This window comes from Acinetobacter sp. BWR-L5 (assembly GCF_039655985.1).
In the GTDB taxonomy this organism is placed as follows: domain Bacteria; phylum Pseudomonadota; class Gammaproteobacteria; order Pseudomonadales; family Moraxellaceae; genus Acinetobacter; species Acinetobacter johnsonii.
The window spans coordinates 1-23,464 of sequence record NZ_JAGFEV010000011.1; the positions used below are offsets into that span (position 1 = coordinate 1).

Genomic DNA, 23,464 nt, shown 5'->3' on the forward strand with positions numbered 1-23,464 from the left:
CCTGAACCTGTTGCTGTGTAATCGGGAGAACATCATGAGCTATCAAAAACTCAGCCGCAATCAGATTGCAGAACGTGTCGCACAAGATATTCCAGATGGGGCTTATGTCAATCTTGGGATTGGATTACCGACCAAGATTGCCAGCTACCTGCCTTCAGACAAAGATGTGTTCTTACATTCTGAAAATGGGTTATTGGCTTTTGGTCCACCGCCAGCCGCAGGTCAAGAAGACCCTGAGTTGATTAATGCAGGTAAAGAATATGTGACCATGTTGCAAGGTGGCAGCTTTTTCCATCACGGGGATTCTTTTGCCATGATGCGTGGTGGTCACTTAGATATTGCAGTATTAGGTGCCTTTCAAGTGGCAGCCAATGGTGACTTGGCCAACTGGCATACCGGTGCACCCGATGCGATTCCTGCCGTCGGTGGTGCGATGGACTTAGCTGTCGGTGCTAAAAAAGTCTTTATCACCACTGACCATGTGACCAAACAAGGTGAGCCGAAGATTGTGGCTGAACTGAGCTACCCCGCGACAGGTTTGAAGTGTGTTGATCGCATCTACACCGACCTGTGTGTGATTGATGTCACTGCAGAGGGTTTAAAAGTGATTGAAAAAGTCGACGGTCTAAGCTTTGCAGAATTGCAGGCAATGACGGGTGCCCCATTGGTGGATGCGACACAACAGAATTAATGATTTGAATCCCCCTAAATCCCCCTTTGCTAAAGGGGGACTTCTCTAGCATCAAGTGCGGTAGGTCTCCCTCCTTTTTAAAGGAGGGATTAAGGGAGGATTAAGAGAAGAATAGATATGAAAAATGCTTACATTATTGACGCTATTCGCACCCCATTCGGACGTTATGCAGGTGGACTCGCTCCAGTGCGTGCCGATGACTTGGGTGCGGTGCCAATTCAAGCCTTGATGCAACGTAATCCAAGTGTAGATTGGACACAAGTTGATGACGTGATCTACGGCTGTGCCAACCAAGCGGGAGAAGATAACCGTAATGTTGGTCGTATGTCGGCACTCCTTGCAGGTTTACCTGTTGAAGTTCCTGCCACGACTGTGAATCGCTTATGTGGCTCATCACTCGATGCCATTGCCATGGCAGCGCGTACGATTAAAGCAGGTGAAGCAGACTTAATCATTGCAGGTGGCGTGGAAAGTATGTCTCGTGCACCTTTTGTGATGGGTAAATCAGAAACAGCTTATGGCCGTAGCCAGAAGATTGAAGACACCACTATGGGCTGGCGTTTTATCAATCCTAAGCTCAAAGCGATGTATGGTGTAGACACCATGCCGCAAACCGCGGAGAACGTAGCACAACAATTTAATATTGATCGCGCAGATCAAGACCAGTTTGCCTTGGCGAGTCAACAGCGCACCGCAACCGCGCAAGCTCAAGGCTTTTTTACACATGAGATCATCCCTGTGAATATTCCACAGCGTAAGGGTGATCCGATTGTGATCGATACCGATGAACATCCACGTGCATCGACCACCTTGGAAGCTTTGGCAAAACTAAAGCCAGTTGTGACAGCAGAAGGCACCGTCACTGCGGGGAATGCCTCAGGCATCAATGACGGTGCGGCTGCTGTACTGATAGCTTCGGAACAAGCGGTTAAACAGTACCAACTTAAACAGCGTGCCAAAATTATTGCCTCAACAGCAGTGGGTGTAGAACCACGCATTATGGGTTTTGCACCTGCGCCTGCGATCAAGAAATTACTGAAGCAAGCCAATCTGACATTAGAGCAGATGGATGTGATTGAACTGAATGAAGCTTTTGCGGCACAAGCACTGGCAGTCACGCGTGACCTTGGTCTGGCAGATGACACCACACAAGTGAATCCAAATGGTGGTGCAATTGCGATTGGTCATCCACTGGGTGCTTCAGGAGCACGTTTAGTCACCACGGCATTAAATCAATTGGAACAAACGGGTGGCACCTATGCCCTGTGTTCAATGTGTATTGGTGTCGGTCAAGGCATTGCAATGATTATTCAGCGCGTTTAACCCTTCTTATGATCTGACGTGGTGTTTCTGCTCATAACACTTTTGCTGATAACAACAGTGGAAACACTCAAAATTTTTAATGAATTAAGGAAAAGCATATGCCAAGTTTTACTTCAAATAATGCCGAAATTCACTATCAGACCTTTGGTGCCCCCCAAAATCCCGCGATCGTTTTTTCAAACTCGCTAGGCACAAACTTCAACATGTGGAAACCACAAATTACTTTTTTCCAGAAAAACTATTTTGTGATTTGCTATGACACTCGCGGGCATGGTCAGTCTTCTTCGCCTCAAGGGCCTTATGATATTGAACAACTTGGTCTAGACCTGATACATTTATTGGACCATTTAAACATTGAGAAAGCCATTTTTTGTGGCATTTCAATGGGCGGACTTACAGGACAGTGGTTAGTCATTCATAAACCTGAACGTTTTCACCGTGCCATTGTATGTAATACCTCAGCCAAAATTGGCAATGAACAAGCATGGAATGATCGCGCGTCATTAGTACGTACCCAAGGTTTAGAACCCATTGCATCGACGGCTGCGAGCCGTTGGTTTACCGAACCCTTTATCCAAAGCAACGCAGCAACTGTAGCAGCGCTTTCAAACGACTTAGGTGCTGGCAGCCCAGAAGGTTATGCGAGTTGTTGTGAAGCTTTGGCTAAAGCGGATTTACGTGAAAAACTCGAAAGTATTCAAGTGCCTTTACTTGTGATTGCAGGGCGTAAAGACCCCGTAACAACAGTCTCAGATGCACAGTACATGGTGAATCACATCCGAAGTAGTGCCCTATTTGAAATCGATGCCTCTCATATTTCAAATATCGAACAGCCCAAAGCCTTCAATCAGGCCATCTTAGACTTTATTGCTTAATGCGCTAGATCTGAACTCAAAACAGCCCTACATGGGCTGTTTTTTTAGTACCTATCTAAAGAAAGCGATAGGAATGCGTAAAACTCATTATTAAAAATATGCTGGCTTTGGCTCATTCTATTTTTCCTCTTAAAATCATCAAAACTCAAAAATTGTATATAAAACAAACTGAAATTATTATGGTTTCAAAATCATATCTTCAGAATTTCACTTATTGCCAATCCTAAACTCACTAGATCCCATCATGTAAAGCCGAATCTACACAGCTAAAATGAGCAAAATAGCCAATCGTTTTCTTTTATAAATTTTCTTGCACAGTAAAATTCCATACGCAATAGGAGGATATTTTTTCAATACATTCTGCTACTCAGCAATTTTTCTACAGTCTTTTGCTTATTTAACGGCAAAATTTCTCAACCAAGAGGATGCTGAAAAGCACCGTTAGAAACCTGAATTTTCCTCTTACTGTTTCAAGTTTTTCAGTTTTTTTCTAAAAGATCATGGCATCAGCTAGATAGACGTTAACAACAGACAAAAACGTCCATCTACATTTTAACGTAACAAATTGATGTTTTAATTGATAAAAATGATGTTTTTCAAGTTCAATATTGATCTAATAAAGCTTAACAACTGAATTGATCATGGTCGTCCAGCCAGCCAAAAGAGCTAGAATAAATTGATCAGATCATGTACAGATACAAACCATATCAGACTCCAGCTTTATTTTGATATACAGTTTAGTCATATAAGAATTGATCTAGATCTGATGCAGAGTGAGCTACCGACTAAGAAGTCTGAGTTGCCCTCTTTTCAAGACTTGAGTTGCACCTGTGGCACAAAACGAAAACAAATCTGCTGCTTTTGGTCAATTTGGCTTACAATGTAAAAAAGAGTAATAATCCGAAAATTTGTAATCTTTTAACATTGCCAATTCCTTGCAAAATTTACATTATATTGCCGAAGTTTGGCACTAAGCATCTACGTCAATTCAAACAAACTATAAAAAAAATGTAGAACTTTATGCCATAATACGCAAACTTTGCAGCCATCTTGCAAAGATATATTGCAATTTATAAATGGAGCAAGCTAAATGAGTTCGACCATTTTGGTTATTCATGGACCGAATCTAAATTTGCTAGGAAAGCGCGAACCAGAGGTCTATGGTTCTCTAACGCTGAACGACATCAATCAGCAACTCATTGCACAAGCTGAAAATGCTTCAATTTCTCTCGACACTTTCCAAAGTAATTGGGAAGGTGCCATTGTCGACCGTATTCATCAAGCCCAAGCGGATGGTGTCCAATTTATTATTATTAACCCTGCTGCACTCACGCATACCTCTGTTGCTCTACGTGATGCCCTGCTTGGTGTAGCCATCCCATTTATTGAAGTTCATTTATCAAATGTTCATGCGCGCGAAGCGTTTAGACATCATTCATATTTATCAGATAAAGCCGTTGGCGTTATTTGTGGCTTAGGTGCTCAAGGTTATAGCGCTGCGCTCAATTACGCTCTCACTAAAATTCAACCCTCTACGCAATCATAATTAGGAATACTGTCACATGGATATTCGTAAAATCAAGAAACTCATCGACCTGATGATTGAATCTGACTTACAAGCGATTGAAGTTAAAGAAGGCGATCAATCGATTGCACTGACTCGTCGTAGTCCAGTTGTTGCAGCTGGTGCTCCTGTTGCTATGGCAGCTCCTGTTGCTCAAGCTCCAGCGGCTAAAGCACCACGTGGTGCTGTAGAAACTTCTCCAATGGTTGGTGTGTTCTACGCGGCTCCAAGCCCAGGTGAAGCGCCATTTGTTAAAGTCGGTCAAACAATCACTGCTGGTGAAACACTTGGTATTATCGAAGCAATGAAAATCATGAACCCGATTGAAGCAACGCAAAGCGGTGTAGTTGAAGAAATTTTAGTGAAAAACGGCGAAGTGATCCAATTCGGTCAACCATTATTCCGCTACCGCGCGTAATAGACGGGGACTTATAATGTTGCAAAAAGTTTTAATTGCAAACCGTGGTGAAATTGCCCTGCGCATCACCCGCGCCTGCAAAACTTTAGGGATTAAGACTGTAGGGATCTATTCAGATGCCGACAAAGACTTAATGCACCTACGTTTTGTTGACGAAGCAGTATGTATTGGACCAGGTGCGAGCAGCGAAAGCTACTTGAACATTCCTGCCATTATTACAGCAGCTGAAATTTCAGGTGCAGATGCCATTCACCCAGGTTATGGCTTCTTATCAGAAAATGCTGAATTTGCTGAAATTGTAGAAAATTCTGGTTTCATTTTTATTGGACCACGCCCTGAACATATTCGTTTGATGGGTAATAAAGTTTCTGCAATTACAGCAATGCGTAAAGCAGGTGTTCCAACTGTACCGGGTTCTGCAAATGCGGTTACACCGCAAAATGCACTGGCTGAAGCTAAAGAAATTGGTTTTCCATTGATCGTGAAAGCTGCTTCTGGTGGTGGTGGTCGTGGTATGCGTATTGTAGAACGTGTCGACACCCTACTTGAATCTGTTCAAGCCGCACAGCGTGATGCTGAAATGTGGTTTGGCGATGACACAGTGTATATGGAGCGTTTCCTACAAAAACCTCGTCACGTTGAAGTCCAAGTTCTTGCGGACGGTAATGGCCACGCGATTCACCTTTATGACCGTGACTGCTCTTTACAGCGCCGCCATCAGAAAGTGTTAGAAGAAGCGCCAGCGCCAAATTTACCTGAACAAGCACGTGCTGACATTTTAGAAGCTTGCGTAAATGCTTGTAAATTAATGCAGTACCGTGGTGCAGGTACATTCGAGTTCTTGTTTGAAGATGGTGAATTCTTCTTTATTGAGATGAATACACGTGTTCAAGTTGAGCACCCTGTAACTGAAATGGTGACAGGTATCGACATTATTGAACAACAGCTCCGCATTGCTGGTGGCTTAGGTCTTGAAATTGAACAAGATCAAGTTGAAGTCAAAGGTCATGCGATTGAATGCCGTATCAATGCTGAAGACCCAACGACCTTCTTACCTTCACCAGGTAAAATTGAGAATTTTTATGTGCCAGGTGGTGCAGGTATTCGTCTTGATTCACATATCTATCAAGGCTATAGCATTCCGCCATACTATGACTCGATGATTGCAAAGCTGATCGCACACGGTAAGGATCGTAAAACATCACTTGCTCGCATGCGCCAAGCGCTTGATGAAATGATTTTGACTGGTATTAAAACCAATATTCCATTGCATAAAGATTTGATTCTTCAAGATGAAAAATTCTGTGAACAAGCAATGGATATTCACTACCTTGAAAAGCATTTATTAAAGCAAATTGAAGGTCATCAAGATAAATAATTGTCTTGATCCTTAAATAAAAAACCGCGATTTATCGCGGTTTTTTATTTATAAAAGAATTAATTAAGGCAATACGCGACGTAGTGTTGCAAAGCATTGCTGTGCTTTATCATTGGCACAAAAATTAATGGTCGATGGACTTTGCCATTTCACAAAATACTGAGACATTTCACCAGTCTGATCTTCTTGTGACCCAGAACAATCCACTTGGTTATTGTCAAATTTGACCTGTAAAATCAAAGCAGGCAGCTGTACATTTTTATCGGTAGATGGCTGGTAATCATAAATTCCCGTGGACCATTCTTCCCCACTTTTAATCACAACATCACTATTACTTTTAAAATTATAGTATTCAACGCATTTACGATTATTTGGAATTTCCATTCCCCATAAGCCCACAATTTCAGGGCGAGTCGTTACACGAATATTATTTTGATTTGATGCTTGAGTATCCTCAGCCTGACTTGGCGTATTTGCCATAAGCACTGATGAAGTTAACATGAATAACATGCCGAGTAATGTTTTTTTCATACAAGCCATAATGTTTTTAAGCGTCCCACTAAATTAGCATATTTTGATTCAAAACATCATTTTATAACCATTTCATAACAATCTATTTTTTGTTATGGGTTGCAATCTTAATTTAACAAAACGATTTATTGTCAGCACTAGATAAATTCTCCTTTCAGAATCGAAAAAAGACCGCTTAAGCAGTCTTTTTGTATTTCTTGATATTTGAATTTAGGCTACAGGTGCCAGTGTAAACAGCACCTGACCTGTTTTTACCGTTTGCCCTTTTTCAATGGTAATGGCTTCAACTTTCATCCGCTCAGGTGCAATAATAGGAATTTCAATTTTCATGGCTTCAATCACGGCCAAAGTTGCCCCTTCTTCCACAATGTCTCCAGAGGTACATTCGATTTTCCAAATAGAACCCGGCATATGCGACTCGACTACACAACCACCTTCAGGAATTTGAATTTCACTGTCATCTAAAACAGTATCTAGGCTTTCAGAAACATATTCAGCCAAACCAGCCTCATGCCAGCGACGGCGTTCATCCTCAAAGTTCGCTTGCTGTACCGCTTTAAAACTCGAAATGGGTGCCGCATTTTCAATGAGGAAGTCATTGTATTCTTTTAGATTTAAAACCCCATCTTCTACGCGAAGCTTTAAGCGCCCCGCTTTAAAGTCTTCCCGCATTTGCATCAGTTCTGTTTCAGACACTTCGTAAAATTTAATTTGATCAAAGAAGCGCAGTAGCCATGGTTTTCCTTGTTCAAAGTCTGGATTTTTGCGGTAACGACTCCACATTTGTGTTGTACGCCCAACAAACTGATAACCGCCCGGGCCTTCCATGCCATAGACACACATATATGCGCCACCAATGCCGACTGCATTTTCAGGCGTCCATGTACGTGCAGGATTATATTTGGTGGTCACTAAACGATGACGTGGGTCCAGCGGCGTTGCCACAGGTGCACCCAAGTACACATCTCCCAAACCCATCACCAAATATTTGGTGCTGAATACGATATCCTTCACTGCTTGCTTTGAGTCTAGACCATTGATACGACGAATAAACTCAACATTGTCAGGACACCACGGCGCATCTGGACGTACTGTTTGCATATAACGTTCAGTCGCCAACTGAGTTTGTGAGTCCTCCCAAGCCAAAGGCAAATAGACTGTGCGCGACGGGACTTCCATTGCAGTCACATCAGGCAATTCACTTTCTGCTTGCTGTAAAAGGCCCAATAAATGTTTTTGATCTAGCACCAATGAATCAAAATGAATTTGCAGCGAACGAATACCCGGTGTTAAGTCTATAATCCCTTCGATTCTTTGGTCTTTAACCCATTGCATTAAAGCATGAATACGGAAGCGTAAATTAAGGTCTAAAACCAACTCTCCATATTCAACCAACAGATAACTATTACCTGCAGGACGATAGCTTACATCAGGTCTAGCGTTCTCACCTTTTAATGTCGATAAAACGGCATCTGATAAGGTCTCCATTTCAGCATGAAAGCTTGGAGAAAATTCTACGTTTTCAGTCGTATTTGCGGTTAACGCTGCGCTATATTTTTGATTCAATACTTGCGCTTGATCATAAGAAATTGGGATAAATTTAACTTTATCGCCCGCTTTAAGCTGACCAATTTTCCATAGTTCTGAGCTAACCACCACCGCTGGGCAAACGAAACCGCCCAAGCTTGGACCATCGGGTCCTAAAATAATTGGCATATCTCCAGTGAAGTCAATCGCGCCAATGGCATAAGCATTATCATGAATATTCGAAGGATGTAGCCCTGCTTCACCACCATCGGTACGCGCCCATTCAGGTTTTTCACCGACTAAACGAATGCCTGTACGACTTGAGTTAAAGTGAATTTCAAATTCTTGCTCAAAGAAGCGCACAATATCTCGTTTGGTGAAAAAGTCAGGCGCTCCATGTGGTCCATACATCACTGCAATGTTCCAAGTATGGCTAAAGCTTGGCACCTGTGCTGCACTGAGTGCAACAGTTTCTACCGAGCTATAAGCCTTAATAGGCAACATATCTCCAATGAGTAAATTGCGCCCAGCATGACCACCAAACTGACCTAAAGTAAAAGTCGCTTGCGAGCCTAAGTATCTAGGGACATTCAACCCGCCTTTAATGCCAATATAACTACGACAACCTGTGTTGATTTTACCTGTTTTAAGAATTTGCCCTTTTTTAACATTAAGGGTCTGCCACATGGCAACGTCGACACCATCCAATGTCGCAAGTATGTCGCCACCCGTAATCACGATTTGGCTATCACAATGGAATTTTAAAGTTGGGCCTTGCAATGTACATTCTAGGCCTGCGGTATTAAATGGATTCCCCAATAGTTGATTAGCGACATTTAAAGACAAAGGATCAATCGCACCTGATGGTGGCACTCCAACATCCCAGTACCCCAAACGACCATTGACGTCTTGTATTGACGTTTGAATACCAGACTGTAATACCTCAACTTTTTGGGTTTTCCACTCAAAAGTATTTAAGAAACGTGTAGTCTGTGTCCCTGCTTTAAACACTTCACAGTCAATAATATTTTGTAAATACTCAAGATTGGTTTCAATTCCTGCCACTGAGGTTTTTGCCAAAGTATCGCTCATGGCCTGAATTGCACTTTCACGGTTCTCACAGGTCACAATGATTTTGGCAATCATTGGATCATAAAAGGAAGACACGTTTGAACCTGTTTCTACCCATGTTTCATTACGCGCTTGCGGATCAAACTCGACATAGGTCAGTAAGCCAGCACTGGGTTGAAAGTTCTTAATTGGATCTTCGGCATATAAACGGACTTGGATCGAATGGCCTTTAGGTGCAAGTGTATCTGTTGGCGCAGTCCAGTCACCGCTACCTAAAGTGACCATCCATTCCACAAGGTCTACACCAAACACTTGTTCAGTCACGCCATGTTCAACTTGTAGACGTGTATTCACCTCTAAGAAGTAGAATTGTTGGGTGTCAGTATCCATCACAAATTCAACCGTACCTGCCGAACGGTAATTTACTGACTGCATCAGTTGAACCGCAATACCCTGAATATAAGTACGTTGTTCAGCATTTAAATGTGGTGCTGGAGTCTCCTCGATTACTTTCTGGTTACGGCGCTGTACTGAACAGTCCCGCTCTCCCAAAGCCAGAACCAAACCTCGGCCATCACCAAAAATTTGGACTTCAATATGACGCGCATTTTCCACAAACTTTTCTAAATACAAACCTGCGTCTTTAAAGTTAGCTTGTGCCAAATAAGATACTGTTGCATAAGCATCTTTAAGCTCTGCTTCATTCCATACCAAACGCATACCAATACCGCCACCACCTGCGGTACTTTTCAGCATCACGGGATAGCCTATACGATTCGCCTCCACCAGTGCTTCCGCTTCATCTGCTAAAAGCAGGCTACCCGGTAACAATGGCACGTTCGCCTGAATGGCAAGTTCACGTGCAGTATGCTTTAAGCCAAAACTACGCATTTGTGCAGAATTCGGCCCTAAAAACACAATGCCCTGTGACTCGCATAAATCACAAAACTCCGCATTTTCAGATAGGAAACCATAGCCTGGATGAATGGCTTCAGCACCTGCCTCTTTCGCGACCTGTAAAATTTTTTCAATATTTAAATAACTTTGACTGGCTGGGCTATCACCAATAAATACAGCTTCATCAGCCAAAGTTACATGCAAGGAATCACGGTCTGCTTCTGAATACACCGCAACAGACTGAATGCCTAAATTCTTTAATGTACGAATTACTCGGCAGGCAATTGCACCACGGTTGGCAATGAGAACTTTTTTAAACATGCTGCTTACTCCTTGCCTTCACGTACAATCAGTTGAATTTGGGTAGGGTTATAGGCATTACATGGGTTGTTCAGCTGTGGGCAGTTTGAAATCAGCACGATGAGATCCATCTCTGCTTGAATTTCAACATATTTACCCGGCGCCGATATTCCATCGTCAAACTTGAGATGCCCATCACTACTCACGGGTACATTCATAAAGAAGTTAATATTCGGCCCAATATGACGAACATTTAGTCCATACTTTTTTGCGATAGGGTGCAAAGCTAAAGCTGTCATAAAGTTATTACGGCAACTGTGCATCGGAAATGTGTCGTGTGCATAACGTACGGTGTTACTCTCACATGAACAAGCACCGCCTAAGGTGTCATGGCGACCACAGTTATCATCATGGATCGTGGCGATTTTGTTGCCATAGTTGGTATATAGAGCTGTGCCTTTTTCTAGATAAATCTGCTGATTAATGGCTAGAGTATCGGTTGCGCTGTAACGTTCTTCAGGATTGCTCGCAGAAATCAATAAAGTATCGACTGCTTGGTTGCCTTCGAGGTCAATAATACGGAAATATTGCCCTTTCTGGACTTCACACATCCATGCCTCACCCGCTGGACAGACTTCATTTAAAACGGTTTTATCAAATGCTTGTAAACTGGTCATGCGTATTCTCCTCGGGGTTAAGCAGCATCAAATGCGTAATAACGTGCGTTGTTTTGAAAACCGCGTTGGTTTTGTGGGCATGAATCACGACAGACATCGTGTACTGCTAAAGCGGAGGCTTTGAATAAGCGCATTTGAATATCGGCTGGCTGATACTTTGCTGCTTGACTTAAACCATGTGGCGCGGCAGATAGGAACACCAGACAGTCCATCTCAAAACGCAGTTCAATAGTTTGATGGGTATTGTCAGTATCAACATAAGATAAGTTGCCTGCATCATCAGGGCGAACTTTAGAGAATAGGTTAACCGTAGCTGACAGATCGGCTTGACCTAATGAGAACTTGGTCATTTCAAGTAACAGGCTGTCGCGTCCACTCCGATACATCTCATTTCGTGCATCTTGAAAGGTTTGAGTGCCAAATTGTTTTTGAATTTGTTCTGTACGACTTGGACCACACAAGGAATCATTCCAACCATGTTCGTCTTGAATGATTGAAGCCATAACCCGACCTAAGTCTGAATACAATACATGCCCTGTACTTAGAAATGCCGTATGCTGTGCCTTTAGGCTATCTGGCATATTAAAACGTTCGAGCTTGTCTTCGCTGTTGACACAGAAAAGTGAAACGTTGGCTTGTGCTCCCAATGCTTTGAACTGTAACACTGTGCCGCGTTGAATACGCCCAGACCAGTGATGCCCACCCGGTAAAAGTTCAGTCCATAGTGCGTTATCGTCGTGATAAGTTATTGTGCTCATGCGCCTCTGCCTAAATCGTAACTGTTTACCTCCCGGGCTTTTATCCCTCCGTGTAGCTCTTTCGAACCGTGAACTCTCGGTCGCAGACATACATAAAATAGATATGTATCGGAACCCTAGATCACTCTTTCAGATTAGACAATGCAAAGGCTGTGCCAATTTAGTATTACGATTTTTAAACTTCGTAATACTATTTATGAGCAATAAATGGGCACTTTAGGTTTTAAGCACGCAAATTTTCACTGTGCGCACTAAAAAGCATCAAATTTTAAGAATTACTTCATTAAAATTTCATGGAACATGTGACGCAGCCACTGATGACTGGTTTTGTGATGACAAGACATATGCCAATACTGTTTCACCCCATAACTTGGGAAGGCAATTGGCGCATTAAAGATCTTTAAATTGCCACGTGAAAGCAGCACTTCACTCAAATAATACGGCACTGTCGCAATCGCATCGGTTTCTTGTACCACTAAGCCGACGCCTAAATAGCTCGGTAAACGCATTAAAATATCACGTTTTAGTTCTAAATTAAGCAGTTCGTTTTCAATATGGTAATGCCCCATACCCGCATCAATATCGATATGTGACTCAGCCAAGTACTGCGCTGTGCTGATACAGTCACCTGTCAAACGCGGATGATCTTTGGCAGCAATCACCACATAATACTGCTCGAACAGTTGCTGTTGATAAAAGCCATTTTCCAATTGTGGTAAAAAACCCAGCGCCAAATCAATCTCACCATTTGCCATTTGATAACTGGTTTCAGAGGTGATCGGACGGATATTCAGACGAATATGCGGCGCATGTTTCTTTAAGTATTGTGAAATTTTCGGCAATAACACCAAGTGCGAAACATCGGTCATGGCCAAACTAAACTGTTGCTGCGAAGTGGCTTGGTCAAAATCAATCGTAAAGTTATTGATGATTTCAACCTTGTTTAAAGCCTCACTGACCAACGGAAACAGCTGTTTCGACAGCTCAGTTGGCACCATTTCATTGCCAATCCGCAAAAACAGCGGATCATTATAATGTTGGCGAATTTTATTCAGAATGTTACTCACCGTCGGTTGACTCATTTCTAAATGATCAGCCGCCAGTGACACACTTTTAAACTTATAAACGTAAAAAAAGATACTGAGTAATTTACAGTCCAGTTCAAACACGAAAAAAATGTTCCTTATATGCATGTGATGGTAGACGATCCATCATCTACTCATTATAGCGATGATCCAATGCTCAAAACTTACTTTTACAGGCATCTAGGTCTAATATCAGACATTTCAGCAATAAAAGCACATTAATTATACCTTTAGCTGTACTGGACAATCGATGCTTTCCCTGAAAGATTCTGTCGCATAATCTTGATGTATTTTACATAACAAAAAAGGCCCGAATCAATCGAACCTTTGATGAAATCAACCATGCCGAATTATAGCTATTTAAATCATTTTCTTCACAGGCATAGCTAAGAATATTACAGTTTTAGTCCAGCAGCTCGACGGCAATAGCAGTCGCCTCACCACCACCAATACATAAAGCAGCTACACCCTTTTTCCCACCAGTACGTTTCAAAGCATGCAGTAAAGTCACGATAATACGTGAACCAGACGAACCCAATGGATGACCAAGTGCACAAGCGCCACCATTCACATTGACTTTTGCAGGGTCTAAATGAAAACCATCAATTGCAAGCATTGTAACCATCGCAAATGCTTCATTGACTTCCCATAGATCTACATCACCCGCAGACCAGCCTGCTTTGGCTAAAACTTTTTCAATAGCACCTACAGGGGCAATGGTGAACTCAGATGGATGCTGGGAATTACTTGCATAAGCCACAACTTTTGCCAATGGCTTAAGACCACGTGCGTCAGCAACTTCGGATGAAGTTACAACCAATGCAGAAGCACCATCCGAAATAGAACTCGAATTTGCCGCGGTAATCGTGCCGTCTTTTTTAAATGCCGGACGTAAAGTTGGAATTTTATCCACTTTGGCATTGAGCGGCTGTTCATCTTGATCAACCACAACATCGCCTTTACGGCTACTCACCGTCACAGGCACGATTTCATCTTTAAAGAAACCACCTTGAATCGCAGCAACGGCTTTATTTAAAGAACCAATGGCATACTGATCCTGCTGCTCACGGGTATAGCCTTTTTTATCTGCCATTTCTTGAGCAAGTACACCCATCGACAGACCTGTTTCAGCATCTTCTAAACCTTCTTGGAACATGTGATCGGTGGTTTTACCATGTCCCATACGGTAACCCGCGCGTGCTTTTTCAAGTAAGTACGGCGCATTTGACATTGACTCCATACCACCGGCCACCACAATTTCAGCTGAACCTGCTTTAATCGCATCAGCCGCTTGCATGACGGCTTTCATACCTGAGCCACAAATTTTATTGATGGTTGTTGCACCCGTTGAGTCAGGTAGGCCCGCCATACGCATTGCTTGACGTGCAGGGCCTTGTTTTAAACCTGCTGGAAGTACACAACCAAAGATCACTTCATCCACATCGGTCGGCTGTAAGCCAGAACGGTTTAACACTTCTTTAATTGTCACCGCACCAAGTTCAGGTGCGGTACAGCTCGCCAGTGAACCTTGAAAACCACCCATTGCTGTACGTACACCGTCTACAATAACAATCATTTTCTATTTCATCCTTTTTCGCGGTTTACTTACTTTAAGCCCAATTAAAAGGCTTAAAGACATTCCCTATCTATTTTTTCATATTACAAAGGGGTTAATCGTTTCAGATCTTATTTTAATGTTTTTTATAGTGCTACTATCTCAAAGCGAGTCATCTATAAAGACATTAAAACAAACACACGTGAATAAGACATCGATCCATACGACAGATGATCTATTTATCAACCCGCACTGCATTCGAGGCTTGAGCACTAAAGTTCTCGTCTCTAAGAACACAGTGGCTATACTGACAATAGTGTAAAAATCACGAAAAAGGAATGCAATGGCCCAAATTTGATCTCTAGAGATCAAATTTATTGACAACGAAATGCGAGAATGCACCTGTATTTATTTCTATTGTTGAACAAGTGGATATTTTTAAAACGATTGTAGTAATATCCAAGACCTTAGTTGCATTTTCATTTTCAACCAAGTTCAATAGCCTCTCTATAGTTCTCATGGAATACACTGGAATAAGCCAATGACTTCAGTACGCCAACAAAATTTTCTATTACGCAAAGAGAAAATTTTAGCCATGGCTGAGACTTTATTATTAGACAATAATCAAGACATCACCTTAAGCGAATTAGCAACGGAACTCGATATTGCGAAGGGTACAATCTACAAGCATTTCAAAAGTAAAAATCAACTTTATTTAGAGCTGATTATCTTGAATGAAACTCGCCTGCTAGAGATTTCTCAAAAGCATAACAATGATATTAAAACGTATGTTTCCGAATACATGCTTTATAATATGTTGAACTCGAACCGTACGATTTTACTGCACGTTATTGAAGAACGTTTAACCAATAACGAACGTAAACTCAAAGAACTTTTTGAGAAGCTCTATCAAATACGTGAGCAACGTATTATCGAAATTAAAGACATGACTTCTGACTACTTAAAGTCTTTAGACAGCGCAATGTCCATTCGTGATTATTTATCTTATGTATGGACAGTGACATACGGTGCGTCATTGTTACTCAATTCAACGCATTATCAAAAATCAATCGGTTCACGTGAGCGTCTGATTAAACTGTATGTCAACCAAGCCCTTATGACACCTGATAAAATTTCACACGCAGCCCTTTAAGTTTCTAAACTGCATAAAAAAGCTAAACATTTTATGTTTAGCTTTTTTTCATCCAGAAAATTAGTCTGCAGAAATATCTTCAAACAAAACTGAAGATAAATAACGTTCACCACCGTCAGGTAAAATCACTACAATAGTTTTACCTGCATTTTCAGGGCGTGCTGCAAGTTCAGCTGCTGCTGCCATCGCGGCACCACTTGAAATACCCACCAAAATACCCTCTTGGCTTGCTGTTTTACGCGCCCAATCAATTGCTGTTGCAGCATCAATTGGCATCACTTCATCAACCAAGTCGAGGTCTAAGTTTTTAGGAATAAAATTAGCGCCAATGCCCTGAATCTTATGTGGTCCAGGCGTCAAAGTTTCACCACGTTTGGTTTGACCAATAATCGGCGATTCAGCAGGTTCTACCGCAACTGAGTATAGGGCTTGTTTTTTTACTTTTTCAAAATAACTTGAAATCCCTGAGATCGTACCGCCCGTCCCGACACCTGCAACTAAAATATCAACTTTACCACCTGTTGCGTCCCAAATTTCTGGGCCAGTCGTTGCTTCATGAATAGCTGGGTTTGCAGGGTTTTCAAACTGTTGTGGCAAAAAATAAGTTTCTGGATTTTCATCCAACAAACGCTGTGCTTCTTCTACCGCACCACGCATCCCTTTTGCAGGATCAGTAAGAACCAAGTTCGCACCCAAAGCTTTCATCACTTTACGACGTTCGATACTCATACTTGATGGCATAGTTAGAGTTAACGCATAACCTTTTGCAGCAGCAACGAATGCCAAAGCAATGCCTGTATTACCACTGGTTGGTTCGACAATGTGCATTCCCGCTTTCAGCACACCGCGTGCTTCCGCATCCGCAATCAGCGCAGCCCCAATACGACATTTTACTGAAAATGCAGGGTTACGGCTTTCAACTTTGGCTAAAACGGTGGCTGGACTTTGTATAATTCGGTTAATACGAACCAATGGTGTGTTACCAATCGCTTCTGCATTATTACTATAAACTGCTATCCCTAAATTATTAGGCGTTGGAAAAGCTGAGTCAGTACTCATACCAATGTTTCCTATGTTGTTTTTAATGATCCACTCATTATCATACCCTGATTTTTAAATGCAAACTGACATTTGGTCGGGCTTATGTTTTTATTTGATAAATAAATCACTTAAACAGAAAAAGCATGAATTTTCCCATGCTTTTCTCCCGCGCGACCAGCTTAAACGAGCCTTACACTATTCCACTTTTCTAACTGTGTAACGGCCGCGCTAAAATCTACTTGTGCAGCCTGTTCTCGATCTGTTTTTAAGAACAGTTCTTGTGTCACTTGAAAAACAGGTGTTTTCATCTGTCCTTCTTTGACCAGATCCATCGCAATACCAATGTCTTTTTGCAACAGGTTTAAAGCAAAGGTTTTTTGAAAAGTGCGGCTCAAAACTTTTTGCGCCATCACCGTTTCAGACATGGTACTTTTACCACTGGAGTGATTGATACAACTCAACGCTCCAGCCAAGTCAACGCCTCGATGCTTCAAAATCGACAAACCTTCAGATAGTGCCCATAAGTGTGTTGCCATGAGTGTATTGTTCACCGCCTTAACTGCAAAGCCAGCACCACTTTCCCCGACGTATTCAATCAGCCCTGCAAATGCCTGAATAATAGGTTTTGCCCTTTCAAATCCAGCGATATTACCACCCACCATAACCGTCAAAGTACCGCGTTCAGCACCAACGGTTTGACCCGAAACAGGTGCATCTAAGTAAGTTACTCCACGTGCTACCAAATCAGTGGAAATTCGCTGCGCAGACTCAGGCACGCCACTGGTACAATCCACCCATAAACTTCCAGATTTGGGTGGATGTAACGCAATTAACGCTTCAACATCTGCGCTGGTCGGTAAGCATGAAAAAATAATATCGGCTTGCATCGCTTGTTGAAGTTCAACCTGCAAAGTACCAAAAGTTTCAGCATGTGAAGACGCTTTTTCTGCTGTGCGATTCCACACCCAAACAGTATGACCCAATTTTGGCAAATGGGAGGCCATGTGCCAACCCATTGCCCCAAGTCCTATAAATGCAATATTCAGACTCAAAATGTACTCCTAACTATGTGCAATAGTGCTATTGATTTGATCTTCTGATTTTTCTACGACTTGCTCTTTTTCACTGCCTCGGTTCAAGAAAAGATTAAGCAAAATGGCTGCTAGTGTTGCGGTGCCAATACCACCTAGGTCAAAACTCCCTATTTGTAAGCTGTAATTGCCAGTTCCCATAATCAAACACACTGCACCAATCATTAAAGTACTGTTCTTGGTGAAATCAATTTTGTTATCGACCCAAATTTTTGCGCCCGCAACGGTAATCAAACCAAAAACCACAATGGATGCACCACCCAAGAGTGCAACAGGAATTGTGCTAATCACTGCGCCAAACTTAGGTGAAAGCCCCAATAAAATCGCAAATACACCTGCAAAAACAAAGATTGTGGTTGAATAAACTTTAGTGACTGCCATCACCCCAATGTTTTCAGCATAGGTGGTCATCCCTGTGCCCCCAACTGAAGCAGACAGTGTGGTACATACCCCATCTGCAAAGAAACCGCGTCCCATATAAGGAGACAAATTTTTCCCAGTCATCGCCGACACAGCCTTGAAATGTCCTAAGTTTTCCGCCACCAAAATAATCGCAACAGGTGCAATCAACATCATCGCGTTTACATCAAAGGTTGGGCTGTGGAAAGTTGGCAAACCAAACCATGCTGCTTGAGCAACTTTTGCAAAGTCAATTGCAGTGCCAAAACCCATGACATTAGTGAGTAAAAAATAAATAAAATACGATGCAACTAAGCCTAAAAGTAGCAGTAAACGGCGCACCATACCTTTGGTAAATACAGCAATGACACTGATACAAATAATCGTGATTAACGCCATCCAAGAGTCAAACTGATTGGCTGACACACTTTTGATCGCAACAGGTGCAAGGTGTAAGCCAATAATCATCACGATGGCGCCTGTCACAATAGGTGGCATCAACTTTTCAATCCATGCCGTACCAGTTCGTATCACAATTAAGCCAATTAACGCGTACAACACTCCACACGCAATGGTTCCACCCAGTGCTAAAGAAAGATTTGGGTTTGCTCCAACACCTGTATAACCCGTAACTGCAACCACTGCTCCAATGAAGGCAAAGCTGGACCCCAAATAGCTTGGCATACGTCCACCGGTCATGAGGAAGAAGAGTATCGTACCAATGCCTGTAATGAAGATCGTTAGATTCGGATCAAAGCCCATCAGCAATGGGGCAAGTACGGTTGCACCGAACATGGCAAAAGCATGTTGCAACCCCAAAATAATGCTTTTTCCTGCGGGTAAATATTCATCTGTTTGCACAGGCATTGTATCTAAATCGCCTTGATAAGGCTTAAATTTTGGAAACCACGATTCTTTTGTTTGCATGGGTTTCCCCTCCTTGTAAAAGTAGGAATTTTTGAATTAGCACATTGGTAATGGCTCACAGTAACCACGGTTAAAATACATCAGCGCATTTAGTCCATAACTTTGCTTCATGGCTTTGACTTGGCAAAACAGCACATCATGGCTACCTACAGACATAGTCTGTACCACTTCACAATCAAAGCTCACCAAGGCATCCTCCAATACAGGTGCATTGGTCAACAGTGTGGACCATGTGCCTTGAGCAAAACGTTCGGGCATTGGCGTTTTCCCCCCAAACAGATTAGATAAGTGTTGTTGCTGACTCGACAACGTGTTTACACATAACACTTGATTGGTTTTAAAAGTATCAAACACAGATGCTGAGCGGTTTAAACACACTAACAACGTTGGCGGTGTATCGGTCACACTACATACTGCCGATGCCGTAAAGCCTGCCTGACCTGCCCCCCCATCTGTTGTAATCACATTGACCGCAGCCCCCAGATTCGCCATACCTTGACGAAATGTGTGTTGATCCAACATTGCCTCTGGTGCTTTATGATTCAGCATGGTTTCAACTTGATCTTGATTCATCAGTTTTGCATTCATCGTATTCTCCATGCCCTAAAAAATCGTATATCAGGGCATTAAAATTTGATTATTCCACTTAAGCCACATGTGCAACCGAAGCGATTTCAACCAAAGCCTCTGGCTTGACCAGTCCAGTCTGTACGCAATAGCGTGCAGGTTTATCGTTTGGAAAATACTCGGCATATACAGCATTAATCGCGCCATAATCGGCCCAATCTTTCACAAAAATATGATTAAAAGTGACGTCATCCATTGTGCCTCCTGCAGTTGCAAGGACTCGTTTAATGGTTTCTAAAATATGTCGAGTCTGTGCTGCGGCATCACCAACATGAACGACGTTGTTATGTTCATCAAAGGCCAAGGTGCCTGATACATAAACGATATTGTTAGCCTTAGTTGCAGGTACAAATGGTGCAAGTGGTTTCGCTGTGCCTTCAGGCACAATAATTTCTTTAGGCATGAGGTTTCCTCTATCTTTCGTATGTATGACTTATGCTGTTTTTGCCAGTGTTTGACTGCTTGGGGTTTCAAAGGTGTTCACAAAACTTTGTGTATCAGACACCCAACCAAAAAAGGTTTTGATGTTATAGAGACTTGCTTCTTGCGCCTCGATAGGCCCAGCTTGATAGCACGCATCCTTAAGAGCGACCCCAAAATACTCCAAGAAAAAACCATCCCTTAAAGTCGACTCGACACAGACATTGGTCGCAATACCGACAAAAACTAAATTTCGGATTCCTCGCACCCGCAACATACTGTCCAACGCAGTATTAAAGAATCCACTATAGCGAGGCTTTTCTATGACTAAATCTTGTGGTTCAGGCTTGAGTGCATCAATCAACTCAAAATCCCAACCACCTTTTGCCAGTAGTTTTCCCTGCAGCTCTGGATTTTTGCGCATGGTTTTTAAAGCATTCGACTTATGGAAGTTTGGTGAATCACTCCCTCCTGCTTCACGGTACTGGTCATCCCAACCATTTTTAAAGTAAATCACCTGAATGCCAGCTGCATGTGCAGCAGTAATGGTTTTTTGAATGTTTTCAACCACAGGTTTGGTTTTAGATACATCAAACCCAGCCAAGTCCAAATAACCACCTTCTGAGGTATAGGCATTTTGCATATCAATCACAATCAATGCCGTGTGTTCAGGTGCTAAAGCAATATGTTCAGGTTCTGCTTTTAATGTTTTTGCGTGCAGACTTTGTTTTGTAAATTCTGCACAGACTATAGATTCATTCATGCGCTTTTCTCCAAAACAACGCGTGGTGCATCCGCTTCAACCACGATATGTTCACGGCATTTCATCAAAGGTTGTATACGCTGACCAAAGTCTTCGACCCCTTGTACAAAATCATCAAAGGTAAGCAAAATACCTTCAGTCCCCTGAATTTCACCAATTTCATCCAACATGTGAGCAACATGTTCAAACGAACCGACTAACGTTCCCATATTGATATTCACAGGCGAAACCGAGGATGCCATTTGGCGAATATTGGTATCTGTTCCAGATTTGGTATCTTTACCACCTTGGTTCATCAGCCAATTAATCGCCTCCATATCCGCACCAGCATTATATGTTTGCCATTTCGCATGCGCCTCTTCATCAGTTTCTGCAGCAATCACCATAAACAACACATAGGTTTGTACATCACGACCTGTTTTATCGGTTTGCTGTTTTAAACGCTCATTGATTTCTGCATAGGCTGTCGGTGTATTCAGCCCTTTACCGAAAACAAAGTTGTAATCGGCATATTTAGCAGAAAACTCAAGCCCTGTATCAGACTGACCCGCACAAATAATTTTCATGTCTGCTTGCGGACGTGGACTCACACGGCAGTCCTGCATAGTAAAATGCTCACCTTTAAAATCTGAACGACCTGTCGTCCAGAGTTCACGCAAAATTTCTACATATTCAGAAAGATATTCATAGCGCTGTGCAAAATATTCATCTCCTGGCCACATCCCCATTTGCGTATATTCGGGTGCTTGCCAGCCTGTCACGACATTTAAACCAAAACGACCATTTGAAATGGAATCAATGGTTGATGCCATACGTGCCACAATTGCAGGCGGCATCACCAACGTCGCTGCTGTTGCATAGATTTGGATTTTACTTGTCACCGCAGCGAGCCCAGCCATCAAGGTAAATGTTTCTAGGTTATGATCCCAAAACTCTGTTTTCCCGCCAAAGCCACGCAGTTTGATCATCGACAAAGCAAAGTCAAAACCATAATGCTCAGCACGTTGAACAATTTTTTTGTTTAGTTCAAATGAAGGCATGTACTGTGGCGCGGTTTCCGAAAGCAGCCAGCCATTATTTCCAATCGGGCAAAATACACCTATTTTCATCTCGTTCATCCTCTACACTTATTTCATTATTTGCAGAACATCAAAGGCTAAATACAGAAAAACTTTTGACCTTTAGTTTGATAAAAATATATTTGCACAAGCCATGCCAACTATTATTTATTGTTATTTTTCAAAATATTAAATATTTTTACTTAATTTTATTTTTTACCAAAAAGTAAAATTAGTTTTTATTTTATGCACTATCTCTGTGAGGAGTGATCAATGATTGTGCGGTAAATGATCCAAACTAGAATTTTTATATTTTTAGCCCAAATAAAAAAAGTGTATAGATTTTAAAACCTATACACCTTCACTTTATAAAGCCCAATTAAACAATCAATAATCTAAACTAAACTAAACTTTCCTGTACGGTTAAAAAGCCCAACATTTCCTTATTCATCAGTACTGTTTCGGTTACAGTCGCTGCATGAGCGCCCTGCTTTAAAAGAGTCAACTGTGCATGCGGAAACAACTGTTTTAGGTTTTGTGAGCGTTCGTAAGGTACAAGGAAATCATCTTGATTCGCAATCAAATGCATCGGTATATTCTGCAAAGCGGCTCGTATCTCCTCGCTCAGTTCAAAGTCCATTAAAGCACTTAGCCGTCGCAATACATTTTCATGCGGTGGAAAGTTTTGAATTTGAAACTGTTCTTGCTTTTGAATATTTTCTATATTTGCTGAAATCCAAGCTGGCGGATATAAAAACAAGGCCTGTGCTTTGACATAAGCCTCAGTGCCTGCACATGTTAAAAGGTTAATTCGGGTTTCAAAGCATTTATAGGTATGCGCATCTAACGTGTCCCAACCATTTAAAATCGTGATTGATAACATCTGATACTCGATCGATTGGCATAAGGATGCCAACTCCGCACCAATAAAACCACCTAGTGCATGACCGATAAAATGAAAGCGTTGAATATGTTGTTGCTTTAAGATCAGAAAAAGCTGCTGCCCCAAATCGCGTATGCAATAATTTGGTTTTAATAATGTACTGTTTTCATGGCAACCTTCTTGATCGTAAGTTAGGACATGAAATTTGGTTTGTAGGTCTTGAATTTGTGGCTGCCAAAACTGCGCATGTCCACCTAAACCCGACGACAAAACCACATATTCAGCGTCTTCTATATGGGATGGAAAAATTTGTACATTCATCTCAAAGTTTACTTTTTGGTCAAAAATATTATCTAGCAATAATTATGCCTTTTAATAAATGTTTGTATTTTTTAAATTTATAATGATTTTTTAAAAAGCTCTGTAATTATGATTTTAATGCCCTCTATATG

21 protein-coding genes and 1 riboswitch are annotated in these 23,464 nt (G+C 41.9%); of the genes, 7 read left to right on the forward strand and 14 right to left on the reverse strand.

Going from position 1 to position 23,464, the window contains the following annotated elements:
- Window positions 1–34 precede the first annotated feature (34 nt).
- From JZ787_RS15835 to accC, 6 genes are all read left to right on the forward strand, one after another.
- Window positions 35–691, forward strand: coding sequence for a 3-oxoacid CoA-transferase subunit B (locus tag JZ787_RS15835; protein ID WP_346312858.1), 657 nt, complete (start codon window positions 35–37; stop codon window positions 689–691).
- A 117-nt stretch (window positions 692–808) separates the two neighbouring features.
- Window positions 809–2,014, forward strand: coding sequence for a 3-oxoadipyl-CoA thiolase (pcaF, locus tag JZ787_RS15840; protein WP_346312815.1), 1,206 nt, complete (start codon window positions 809–811; stop codon window positions 2,012–2,014).
- 98 nt (window positions 2,015–2,112) lie between these two features.
- Window positions 2,113–2,889, forward strand: coding sequence for a 3-oxoadipate enol-lactonase (gene pcaD / locus JZ787_RS15845; RefSeq protein ID WP_126036403.1), 777 nt, complete (start codon window positions 2,113–2,115; stop codon window positions 2,887–2,889).
- 1,090 nt (window positions 2,890–3,979) lie between these two features.
- The gene (gene aroQ, locus JZ787_RS15850; protein WP_010326669.1) at window positions 3,980–4,435 is read left to right on the forward strand and encodes a type II 3-dehydroquinate dehydratase; all 456 of its coding nucleotides are present in this window, start codon (window positions 3,980–3,982) and stop codon (window positions 4,433–4,435) included.
- A gap of 16 nt (window positions 4,436–4,451) precedes the next feature.
- Window positions 4,452–4,871, forward strand: a complete 420-nt coding sequence (accB, locus tag JZ787_RS15855; RefSeq protein ID WP_010326668.1) for an acetyl-CoA carboxylase biotin carboxyl carrier protein — start codon at window positions 4,452–4,454, stop codon at window positions 4,869–4,871.
- A gap of 16 nt (window positions 4,872–4,887) precedes the next feature.
- Complete coding sequence (accC, locus tag JZ787_RS15860) at window positions 4,888–6,249, forward strand: acetyl-CoA carboxylase biotin carboxylase subunit (RefSeq protein WP_234964134.1); 1,362 nt, start codon at window positions 4,888–4,890, stop codon at window positions 6,247–6,249.
- A gap of 63 nt (window positions 6,250–6,312) precedes the next feature.
- Here accC and JZ787_RS15865 read toward each other — a convergent pair whose 3' ends face one another.
- The 6 genes from JZ787_RS15865 to JZ787_RS15890 all read right to left on the reverse strand — a co-directional run bounded on the left by JZ787_RS15865 (window position 6,313) and on the right by JZ787_RS15890 (window position 14,671).
- Window positions 6,313–6,729 carry a hypothetical protein gene (locus tag JZ787_RS15865; protein ID WP_227555158.1) on the reverse strand — a complete coding sequence of 139 codons (417 nt, stop codon included), beginning with the start codon at window positions 6,727–6,729 and terminating at the stop codon, window positions 6,313–6,315.
- A gap of 261 nt (window positions 6,730–6,990) precedes the next feature.
- Window positions 6,991–10,596 carry an urea carboxylase gene (gene uca, locus JZ787_RS15870; RefSeq protein ID WP_346312816.1) on the reverse strand — a complete coding sequence of 1,202 codons (3,606 nt, stop codon included), beginning with the start codon at window positions 10,594–10,596 and terminating at the stop codon, window positions 6,991–6,993.
- A 5-nt stretch (window positions 10,597–10,601) separates the two neighbouring features.
- Window positions 10,602–11,252, reverse strand: a complete 651-nt coding sequence (locus tag JZ787_RS15875) for an urea amidolyase associated protein UAAP2 (RefSeq protein ID WP_218288850.1) — start codon at window positions 11,250–11,252, stop codon at window positions 10,602–10,604.
- 17 nt (window positions 11,253–11,269) lie between these two features.
- Entirely contained in the window at window positions 11,270–12,010 is a 741-nt protein-coding gene (locus JZ787_RS15880) for an urea amidolyase associated protein UAAP1 (RefSeq protein WP_346312817.1), read from the reverse strand.
- Between the two features lie 27 nt (window positions 12,011–12,037).
- Window positions 12,038–12,141: riboswitch (guanidine-I (ykkC/yxkD leader) on the reverse strand.
- A 144-nt stretch (window positions 12,142–12,285) separates the two neighbouring features.
- Entirely contained in the window at window positions 12,286–13,179 is an 894-nt protein-coding gene (locus tag JZ787_RS15885; RefSeq protein WP_010326663.1) for a LysR substrate-binding domain-containing protein, read from the reverse strand.
- 319 nt (window positions 13,180–13,498) lie between these two features.
- Window positions 13,499–14,671, reverse strand: a complete 1,173-nt coding sequence (locus tag JZ787_RS15890; protein WP_346312818.1) for a thiolase family protein — start codon at window positions 14,669–14,671, stop codon at window positions 13,499–13,501.
- 520 nt (window positions 14,672–15,191) lie between these two features.
- On the opposite strand from JZ787_RS15890, the gene JZ787_RS15895 reads away from it, so the two are divergent.
- Entirely contained in the window at window positions 15,192–15,803 is a 612-nt protein-coding gene (locus JZ787_RS15895; RefSeq protein ID WP_004693224.1) for a TetR/AcrR family transcriptional regulator, read from the forward strand.
- Between the two features lie 60 nt (window positions 15,804–15,863).
- On the opposite strand, the gene cysK is transcribed toward JZ787_RS15895, so the two are convergent.
- From cysK to rutD, 8 genes are all read right to left on the reverse strand, one after another.
- On the reverse strand, window positions 15,864–16,862 hold the full coding sequence (gene cysK / locus JZ787_RS15900) for a cysteine synthase A (RefSeq protein WP_346312819.1): 999 nt from the start codon (window positions 16,860–16,862) through the stop codon (window positions 15,864–15,866).
- A gap of 161 nt (window positions 16,863–17,023) precedes the next feature.
- Window positions 17,024–17,896: an NAD(P)-dependent oxidoreductase gene (locus tag JZ787_RS15905; RefSeq protein ID WP_346312820.1), complete on the reverse strand. Its 873-nt coding sequence runs from the start codon at window positions 17,894–17,896 to the stop codon at window positions 17,024–17,026.
- Between the two features lie 9 nt (window positions 17,897–17,905).
- The gene (gene rutG, locus JZ787_RS15910) at window positions 17,906–19,261 is read right to left on the reverse strand and encodes a pyrimidine utilization transport protein G (RefSeq protein ID WP_346312821.1); all 1,356 of its coding nucleotides are present in this window, start codon (window positions 19,259–19,261) and stop codon (window positions 17,906–17,908) included.
- 36 nt (window positions 19,262–19,297) lie between these two features.
- Complete coding sequence (rutF, locus tag JZ787_RS15915) at window positions 19,298–19,834, reverse strand: NADH-dependent FMN reductase RutF (RefSeq protein ID WP_228127605.1); 537 nt, start codon at window positions 19,832–19,834, stop codon at window positions 19,298–19,300.
- A 73-nt stretch (window positions 19,835–19,907) separates the two neighbouring features.
- Window positions 19,908–20,291: a pyrimidine utilization protein C gene (rutC, locus tag JZ787_RS15920; RefSeq protein WP_346312822.1), complete on the reverse strand. Its 384-nt coding sequence runs from the start codon at window positions 20,289–20,291 to the stop codon at window positions 19,908–19,910.
- Between the two features lie 30 nt (window positions 20,292–20,321).
- A complete protein-coding gene (gene rutB / locus JZ787_RS15925; protein WP_168159602.1) occupies window positions 20,322–21,071 on the reverse strand; it encodes a pyrimidine utilization protein B in 750 nt (249 codons plus the stop codon).
- On the reverse strand, window positions 21,068–22,180 hold the full coding sequence (gene rutA, locus JZ787_RS15930; RefSeq protein WP_346312823.1) for a pyrimidine utilization protein A: 1,113 nt from the start codon (window positions 22,178–22,180) through the stop codon (window positions 21,068–21,070). Before rutA ends, rutB begins: the two co-directional genes overlap by 4 nt.
- A gap of 349 nt (window positions 22,181–22,529) precedes the next feature.
- Window positions 22,530–23,333 (reverse strand): pyrimidine utilization protein D, encoded by an 804-nt coding sequence (rutD, locus tag JZ787_RS15935; RefSeq protein WP_346312824.1) that lies wholly within the window; start codon window positions 23,331–23,333, stop codon window positions 22,530–22,532.
- Between the last annotated feature and the right edge of the window lie 131 nt (window positions 23,334–23,464).